The organism is Shimia sp. NS0008-38b (assembly GCF_040370365.1).
Lineage (GTDB): Bacteria > Pseudomonadota > Alphaproteobacteria > Rhodobacterales > Rhodobacteraceae > Shimia.
This window is the reverse complement of record NZ_BAABWQ010000001.1, coordinates 1,246,952-1,255,195: the sequence shown is the minus strand read 5'-3', so window position 1 is coordinate 1,255,195 and position 8,244 is coordinate 1,246,952. Positions and strand designations below refer to the sequence as shown.

6 protein-coding genes are annotated in these 8,244 nt (G+C 52.3%); 4 read left to right on the top strand and 2 right to left on the bottom strand.

Annotation, left to right across the window (positions count from 1 at the left end; all coding sequences use genetic code 11):
* Window positions 1-671 precede the first annotated feature (671 nt).
* Complete coding sequence (locus ABWV47_RS06070; protein ID WP_353309511.1) at window positions 672-1,082, top strand: hypothetical protein; 411 nt, start codon at window positions 672-674, stop codon at window positions 1,080-1,082.
* A gap of 899 nt (window positions 1,083-1,981) precedes the next feature.
* Here the strand turns inward: ABWV47_RS06070 and ABWV47_RS06065 are convergent.
* Window positions 1,982-2,875: an MBL fold metallo-hydrolase gene (locus ABWV47_RS06065; protein ID WP_353309509.1), complete on the bottom strand. Its 894-nt coding sequence runs from the start codon at window positions 2,873-2,875 to the stop codon at window positions 1,982-1,984.
* Window positions 2,876-2,898: 23 nt separating this feature from the next.
* Window positions 2,899-3,540 (bottom strand): DsbA family protein, encoded by a 642-nt coding sequence (locus tag ABWV47_RS06060; protein ID WP_353309506.1) that lies wholly within the window; start codon window positions 3,538-3,540, stop codon window positions 2,899-2,901.
* A gap of 96 nt (window positions 3,541-3,636) precedes the next feature.
* Here ABWV47_RS06060 and ABWV47_RS06055 point away from each other — a divergent pair, with 96 nt between their 5' ends.
* From ABWV47_RS06055 to ABWV47_RS06045, 3 genes are all read left to right on the top strand, one after another.
* Complete coding sequence (locus ABWV47_RS06055; RefSeq protein ID WP_353309503.1) at window positions 3,637-4,524, top strand: LysR family transcriptional regulator; 888 nt, start codon at window positions 3,637-3,639, stop codon at window positions 4,522-4,524.
* A 612-nt stretch (window positions 4,525-5,136) separates the two neighbouring features.
* Complete coding sequence (locus ABWV47_RS06050) at window positions 5,137-7,146, top strand: ATP-binding protein (protein WP_353309501.1); 2,010 nt, start codon at window positions 5,137-5,139, stop codon at window positions 7,144-7,146.
* A gap of 37 nt (window positions 7,147-7,183) precedes the next feature.
* On the top strand, window positions 7,184-7,651 hold the full coding sequence (locus ABWV47_RS06045) for a response regulator (protein ID WP_353309499.1): 468 nt from the start codon (window positions 7,184-7,186) through the stop codon (window positions 7,649-7,651).
* The last annotated feature ends 593 nt before the right edge of the window (window positions 7,652-8,244 follow it).

Sequence of the window (8,244 nt, the reverse complement as noted above, 5' to 3'; positions counted from 1 at the left end):
GCGGTGGGTAGGTCTTGTATGTGGCGGATGGGAAACGTGTTCGAGTTCATAGGTCGTAGCGTTGCCGGAAAATACACCTTCAGATTGACTTGGCGCCGCCTAATGTCAACTTTGTTCACAACGCAGCAAGTGAGTGCACGTCATGACTGAAGATCAATTGGCAAAAATCTTTCAAAACTCCAAATGTTTTGGCATAGGTTTCTGGCACGATTAACAGCTTGATTGTTCGCGCGTAGATAGAAGGTGACAAAAATGACCGTTTCTGGAGAGTAGAGGCTTGTGGAAAATTCAACTTCATCGAGTACTTTTTTGAAGGCATGCTACCCAAAAGGCAATCGGAAATAGCTGATTTGATCTTAGCCTGCTCACAAAGAGGCCCGGCGCTCCGGGGCGTCCAGTCGATAGCCACCTTCAGGACCCAATCATATGACCACAGGCTGCTGAATTGGAATGCGGAAAGGCTTGTTTAAAATGTCGAAGTTTTCCTACAAAAATCTTAACACCAAAGAACAGTTGCGAATTGACCTTATCGGGTACGCAGCGGTGTTAATTTTTTACTTTATACCGATCCCTGGATTGGATGATGGAGTAGGCGACCGATTTCTTAGATTAGCTGTGTATCTGGGGCCGTTTTACTTAGCTTTCCAATTCTTCAAGCTTTTGAGAAATAAATGACAAATACTATTCGAGTTAACGACGAAGGTGAAATTGAGGTTCTTCAAGATGCGATAGGGGTAGCTAATGCAGTGATCTCCTCTACGGTGCCGAACCAATCAGTTGAATTCGCCCTAACTTCAATTTTAGACATTGCTGCGCAATCAGGCGGCGGAATAACGACGAGGGACTATTTTCAAACTACCCGAGCAGTAATTGGTGGCGCGATAACGTTTGAGGGTGGTCCATTTGCTGTAGCGTTTGGCTCTTGGACAGGTGAGAAGATTGGTGACCGCCTGTACGATGTTGCGTCCAGTTATCGCGGCACTGACTATACGCAGACCACCTCCCACACCGGGATTGTGTCCGAAAATGCTGATGGTTCCAAGAATGTCGAAGTCTTCTCCGTGATCGGAAAAAAAAGGTGATTTCGCTATAGTTCACCACACTCACATTGGCCCAGACGGAACACAGTTTCAGGAAACTTATGAAATTCCACAAGATGAAGTGGATGCGTTCTTTCAAGAGCAGTTGGCACGAGACACGGCTCCCGAGCCCGATAATGGCGACTATGATCTGGACGACTGTACGCAGCTGCGGCGTTTGTAGCGCCGCGTGCGTCGTTGACTGACGTCTTTTGTTGCTTTCGCCCTCAGATAGATGCGCGTATCTCTTTGTCTCGGAATACTTCCCTGAACCAATAGGCGTCACAGCCGCGATCCCCGCGGCGCCAATCGACGTTCGGTGGGCCCTTCGAGGCGTTGTCTCCGGTGCTCGGCACAGGGTCCTGCAAAACCTGATAGGCACACCACGGTCTTCTGTTCGCCATGCCTGGCGGCCAGATCAGCCACCATCGGCGCGAAGATGCTCTTGTCGCTCCATCGTTTCCAACAATTGTAGAGGGTGGTTTGTGGGCCATAGCCGCGGCCGGGGTGCGCGGCGGTTCCGTAAGTTTTGTGATTGAGAAAGATAATCCAGATCAACACCTGACATCTGCGCATCCGTCAGCCGGAAGAGCCCAAACGTGGATCACGCCTTCAACTGAAAATCGATGGGTTCTTATTCTAAACACAAAATGGTGGCACCGGACCTCTCTCTGAGAGCAGAGGTCAAGGGAACGCTGCGCCTTTTGGGGCCGCACTTTGGTGGGGTGGAGGTCGGCGGTGCGAACCAAAACGGCAATTGGTGGCGGTTGCGTCCATGACCTCGGATCTGGCGGCAAGCTTTGATACGATCACAGCTCGCCTCCGGTTTGGATTGGCGCCGGCCCGGTAGGACCGGCACTATTGAGACGGGAACACCTATCCGAAATGGATTTGCGTGCGATCTAGCCCCATTTCATCTCACCTGTCAGAACCTTTGCGCCGATGTCCAAGGCCACGCCCATGCCCAGTTCTGGATAGCGTGCTGTCATCGCTGCATGCAGCTCTTCGGACGTCGTGGCTTTTGCCAGCGCGTCTTCTACCGCCAAAAGATAGGCTTTGGTGAAAGCGACAGCTTCAAGGCCGAGCGGCGCGTCAGGTGTCATGTGACCCGGCACCACGACCTCAGGTGCGCGTGCGATGATTGCGTCCAAGGTGGCAATCCATGCGGCGCGCTCTTCTTTGGTTTGCGTGTCCGCCAGCCAAACATGTGTGCCGGAAAAGACCATCACACCACCAAGCACGGCCTGCAGATCTGCGCTCCAGATGTAGCGGCGATTGGCGAGGCCTGTCGCGGGAACGACGTCGAGCACATAGCCATCCACGGTCAAGGTCGTGCTGTCGTCAACTTCGGGCATGACCACATCATCAACAGATTGCGGGCCGTTTTCTCCAAGCTGTGGAGACCATGTTTCAACCTTCTTGGCGACATTCGCGTTGATCGCAGCAACGGTTTCGCTGGCCGCAATGACGCGCGCCTCAGGAAAGGCCTCTACGATGGGGCGCAGGCTAAAGTAGAAATCAGGGTCGCTTTGGCTGATATAGATTGTGGTCAGTGTTTTGCCTGTGGATTTGATCGCGTCGGCCAAGGCTTGGCCGTCTGAGAGCGTAAAGCCGCCATCAATCAGGATGGCTTCGGACGGGCCGGACACCAAGACAGGCGCGCGATAAAAGCCGTTTCCCCCGGCAGGGAAGTGCGTCCAGCTCAGGCCGTCTTCGTTTGCAAGCGACACTTTCGGCGCGACAAGGGCGGCAACACCAGCGGCTGCGGTAATTTTTAGGGCTGTTCTACGGTTCATTTTCGAAATCCTTCTTAAGTAGGTTAAGCCAGCTTGAGAGCGGCCAAGATGTCGGCAGTTCCAGAATACAGAGCACTTGCGTCCAAGATGCCCAGCTCACCGTTGACGTTTGCGATCAGGGAAGGAACGCCTTGCAGGCTGTAGGCGTTCATCAGATCGCGGGCCGCAGCTGTGTGTGTGTTTACCTGTTTCAACAGGGCGTCGTCTGCCGCCAAAAGGCGCGCGCTGGCATCTGTTAGACCTAGGTCGGTCAAAATACCTGCAACAACAACGGTCGCAGTCACGTCTTTGCCGTCCTTGTATCGCGCTGACTGAATGGCTGCGAGGGCCTCAATCACCTGATCTGGGGCGCTTGCGGCAACTGCGCCTACAGCACGTGTCGCGACTGTTGAGTCGAGCAAAGCATCCTCAGCGCCCAGCACATTGGTGCGATAGTCTTCGCTGAACGGCTGACCGCTGAGCGCGCCAATGCGTTGATCCATAGCCCAAGCCTGCGCTGCAAAGCTTTTCATCGGCTTCGCGCCTCTGCCTGAAAACAGACCAGTCGCCATGGGCTGTAGATCAATTTTTGGGTGTTTCGCCAGAGCTTTGATCGAGGCCGAGGCACCATAGCACCAGCCGCACAACGGATCGAAGAGGTATTTCAAAGTAACGGTCTGTGTCATGTGTCGTCTCCTTTGCAGAGTATATGCGCCTTCTGATTGCAAATGATAAGGCGAACGATTTTGACAATGTGTTTGTCAAAAGCTAACAGTTGCAGAATGTCAAAAGCACGCAATCTGAACAGGCTGGCCTATTTCGCGGCCGTTGTGGAAACCGGATCGTTTACACGGGCCGCTGAACGGTTGGGAGTGACCAAGGCTGTGGTCAGCGCGCAAGTGACCCAATTGGAACAAGAGTTGACAACAACCTTGTTGGTCCGCAACACACGCAAAGTCAGCACAACCGAAGCGGGGCTGGCATTTTACACCCGCTGCGCATCCATCCTGCATGATGCGGATGATGCGTTTAGCGAGTTGTCGCAACTGTCAGACAGGCCTTTGGGCACTTTGCGCATGACCGCCCCCCATGACTATGGCACCGTTATTGTGACCCCCGTGGTCGCCGATTTTCGGTGCACTTACCCAGAGTGCAAAGTTGAATTGCACCTTGGTGACAGCCACAGCGATCTGATGTCGGGTGATCTCGATCTGGCCATTCGTGTGGGCTGGCTGCGCGATTCTGGTTTGATTGCCCGTAAAATCGGCGGCTTTCGACAGCTGTTGGTGGGGGCGGCCAAAGATAAGGCACGGCTTGACGCTATCTCACAGCCCGATGATCTGACGTCGCTGGATTTCATCGCAAACCTGTCTCTGTCTGATCCTTTGCATTGGACGTTTGAAAAGGACGCAAAGCAAAGCGTGTCTGTGAAATTGGCAAACGCTCTGGCCATCGACAGCGCGCCTGCAATTCTGGAAGCGGTCAAAGGCGGGGCAGGGGTTGCGATTTTGCCCGACTATTTGGTGCGCAACGATTTGAAGAAGGGCAAGCTGATCCAGATTTTGCCGCAATGGACCCTGCCCGAAGGCGGCATATTCGCAGTTTTCCCCGCCGCCAAATTCCGCCCCGTCAAAGTGACTGCTTTTGTCGACATGTTGCGCGACGCATGACGCTGTAAGTTGCACGAGGGCTGCGGACAGAAAACGGACGGTTTCTACTACTGCAGAGGCCCAGATGCCGCCCTTGGCCATACGCCCATTGTCGTGGGCTATTTACAGCAAGATGACGCAGTCCCGCCGCGATCAGCAGGCGCAAAGGATGTCTTCGAATGATCGCGCTGAACCGGACCACAGACCTTGGTTCACCACGTAGCGTCGAGCAGGCCGGGTGACTGCTCTCAACGTAAATCTTCATAAAATCTTCCACCAAGTGGTCCAAACAGAGGTAGCGGCTCAAACTTTCGGGTCCTAACGATAGTGTTGGATCACCGTTTTCGAACTCAATTTGGGTTTGTGCTCAGATGCCTTGCCCTCAGAAGCGTGGACCCAACCGGCTTATTGCACTAGCCTTCACGAGAGCGATAGAGGCGGGCACAGTCCTTGGCCAGACCAACCAAAAATCCAGTCTTTTTGAGGCATGCCCGACTTGAGGACACTCGATCCAAGTTAGTGGAGCGATACCTGTTCGGTCTGCTCTTGATGTACACGCCAATTGTGTTGGTCATTTTGCCACTCCGTATGAGTGCCACTGGTTGGCACCTGTCAGCCCTCACACAATGGGGATTGGGCATTGTAATTTGCGGTGCTCTGCTCTTTCGCCATCGCTTGTCATTTCAAGCAAATATGTGGATCACAACTGCGGTCCTTTTCCTAACCGCAGCGATCGGCATCTATCAGGAAGGCTTGGCGTCGCCTTCGCTATTGGGGCTCGTCGTTCTACCAATTGTTAACGCGGTCATTTGGGGGATTTGGCTTGGGGTTACGACCCTTGTTTTTGCTGTAGCATCACTGTTGATCGTTGCGTATTTCTATTTGTTTGCCGGCAGAACTTCCGTTCTCGATTTGGAGACATTCCATCAATCACCACTCAATTGGGCAGTGGCCGCGTTTGGGATGGTTGTTTGCGCCATATGGGGCATTTGGGTGGCGGATCTACAAAGGCAGCATTGGAAGAAAGCCTTGAAAGAACTGCGCGAAGAAAATCGTCTTCGAGAAGAAAGTGAAGCGAGGAAAAGGGAACTGGAGGCGCATTGGCAATCAATTGCGCAATCCTTACCAGCGGTCATTTTCACTTTGGTTTTAAACTCAAACCGCAAGTATGAAATGCGCAGCGTTAGCGAAGGAAGTCAGGTGTTCTGGGGGATAGATCCCAAAGACATTGAGACAGATATCCAAATCCTGCTGAGCTTGCTTGACGCCAAGACCAAAACGGAAATTGAAGCGGCACTACTTGAATCAAAACGCACCATGTTGCCGCTCAACCTTCGTTTCATGACAACCTCCTCCGAAGGCGCAGTCAATTGGTTTCAGGCAAGTGCGCGACCGCTGCCTGCTTCTGGAGGGGAAATTCACTGGCATTGCATTGCAGTTGATATCACGCGGGAAGTCGCTGCCGAAAATGACGCACGTAAACAAACAGAGCTTGCCCAACAGGCCCAGAGGCAAAAAAGCGTAGGACAGCTCACAGCTGGCGTCGCACACGATTTCAACAATATCCTCGCAGTTATCTTGGGGAACTTAGAACTTCTGAAAGACGACCAACCAGACGGCGAAGCAGTGGCATTGATCGACAAAGCCATCAATGCATCGGAAAAAGGTGCCGATCTCACACGCAATATGCTCGCGTTTTCCAGACAATCGCCACTGAAGCCCAAGATACTCGATCTGAACGAGGTTGTGCGTACTTCCAGCAGCTGGATGAGTAGGGCTATTCCGAACAATTGTGACGTCGAGACCTATTTAAAGACCGGTTTGTGGAAAACAAAGGTCGACGAGAGTTCGGTCGCTAGTGCAATTCTGAACCTATTGGTCAATGCAAGAGATGCGTTGCCAGATGGTGGCAAAATTACGATTGAAACCTCCAATGTGCGAATTGACGAAGACTACATCGGTGACCAGACCGACGACATTGAGCCGGGTCGATATGTCTTGTTGGCTGTAAGCGACAACGGGGTAGGCATCTCAAAATCCGATCTGGAGACGGTGTTTGAGCCATTTTTTACCACCAAGGAGCCAGGTAAAGGCACTGGGTTGGGGCTGGCCATGGTTCATGGGTTTATGCGTCAGTCCAAGGGAAAGGTTGCCGCTTACTCAGAGACTGGGGTGGGGACTACGATTAAACTCTATTTTCCAGCGTATATGGGAGAGGCTGATGCGGCAGCCCCCATATCCCATGCATCAAACCCTGAGCCAACCAAGGGCGCGCGCTTGCTTCTCGTCGAAGATGAAACCCAAATCTTGGAAATGCTTCAGAAAACCCTCTGCCGCGCAGGATACGAGATTGTTGCTGCGTCGTCAGGAGATCAAGCCGCTGCGATTTTTAGCGAAGACAGCCATTTTGACTTGTTGATTACAGACATCGTTATGCCTGGGAATCTACAGGGCACTACCTTGGCGCGCGCATTGAGAGCGATACGCCCCGATTTGCCTGCAATTTTCATGTCAGGTTACGCGAGAGAGTCGACAGTTCATGGCAATGGTCTGAGATCCGATGACATCAGATTAATGAAGCCGGTCAGTCGGCAACATCTTCTTTCCGCAATTGAACAGGCATTGGGCAAGGCGAAAACATAGAGTTTTGCAACTGCAAGGCTAGAATCATTCGAAAAACTTGCTTGTCGAAGAACTCTTGCTAAAGTCAGTCGCTAGAAGAACGCTCACGAAGACTGGAAAAATGCCACACTTGTACATCGCCGATGACAACACCGATTTCGCGGAGTATGTGGCTACCTCAGCGCGTCGCATGGGCTGGACCGTTGATATTTTTTCGGATGGAAAAGACTTTTTAGAAAACGTGCCGGTGACACGAAGCGTGGCATTGATGCTGTTGGACGTAAACATGCCCGAGCTCGATGGAATTCAAACCATTTCTAAGATTTCGTCATTGGAACATGTTTTGCGAATCCGGTTTATGACTGGTGGACCCGTAAGTTCCATCAATGCCGCAAACACAATTGCAAAAGGCAAGAACCTGAATGTAGGGCAAAGCATATTCAAGCCTTTGAGGTTAGATACGCTGAAAGAAATTTTGGAACATGAGGCAATCGCTCTAAGTGAGTTGGAGCGATCCTCGGCATAACACAATGCCACCCAAACCGGGGTTGCGTTTTGGCAAAATCGTTTTGCCGCGAGGCCTCGACGTACATCGATACTACTAGGGCGGTCTGTGCCTGCTGCTGGCTGAGAGACACATAGAGATCGATTTCATAACCTGTGCCATTGAGGAGCGTGTGGCGGCTGCAATGCTTGCTTGTGCCAAACGGCAATGCGGTTCAAGCTCTGCCCGTTTTGACAGTATTGGTACCTTTATCGGAACCGGGACAGGGCAAAAATCGATCGATTTGCCAAGAAAAACTGGGAAATGCCGCCGGAGCTGAATAGGCAATCAGACTCGAAGCATCCCTTTCAGCTTTGACGGTCAGGCTGCTATGGGGCCGCAGTGATGGATATCACTGCCAATCCCGTCTCGGGAGCGCTATACGGCATGAATTGAGGCTTGATGGACACCACGCCCTTTCCGGGCAACAAGGCCTCAAGGGTGACCACAAAACTTGAAAATTTCTCGGCACCATTTCCAAAGCTGGCGGCGCGCAACAATCAGTTTTTCGACCACAGGCATCCGATATGGACATCAATTGCGGGGATATCGCCAGAACTGGCTGGGCTGATACC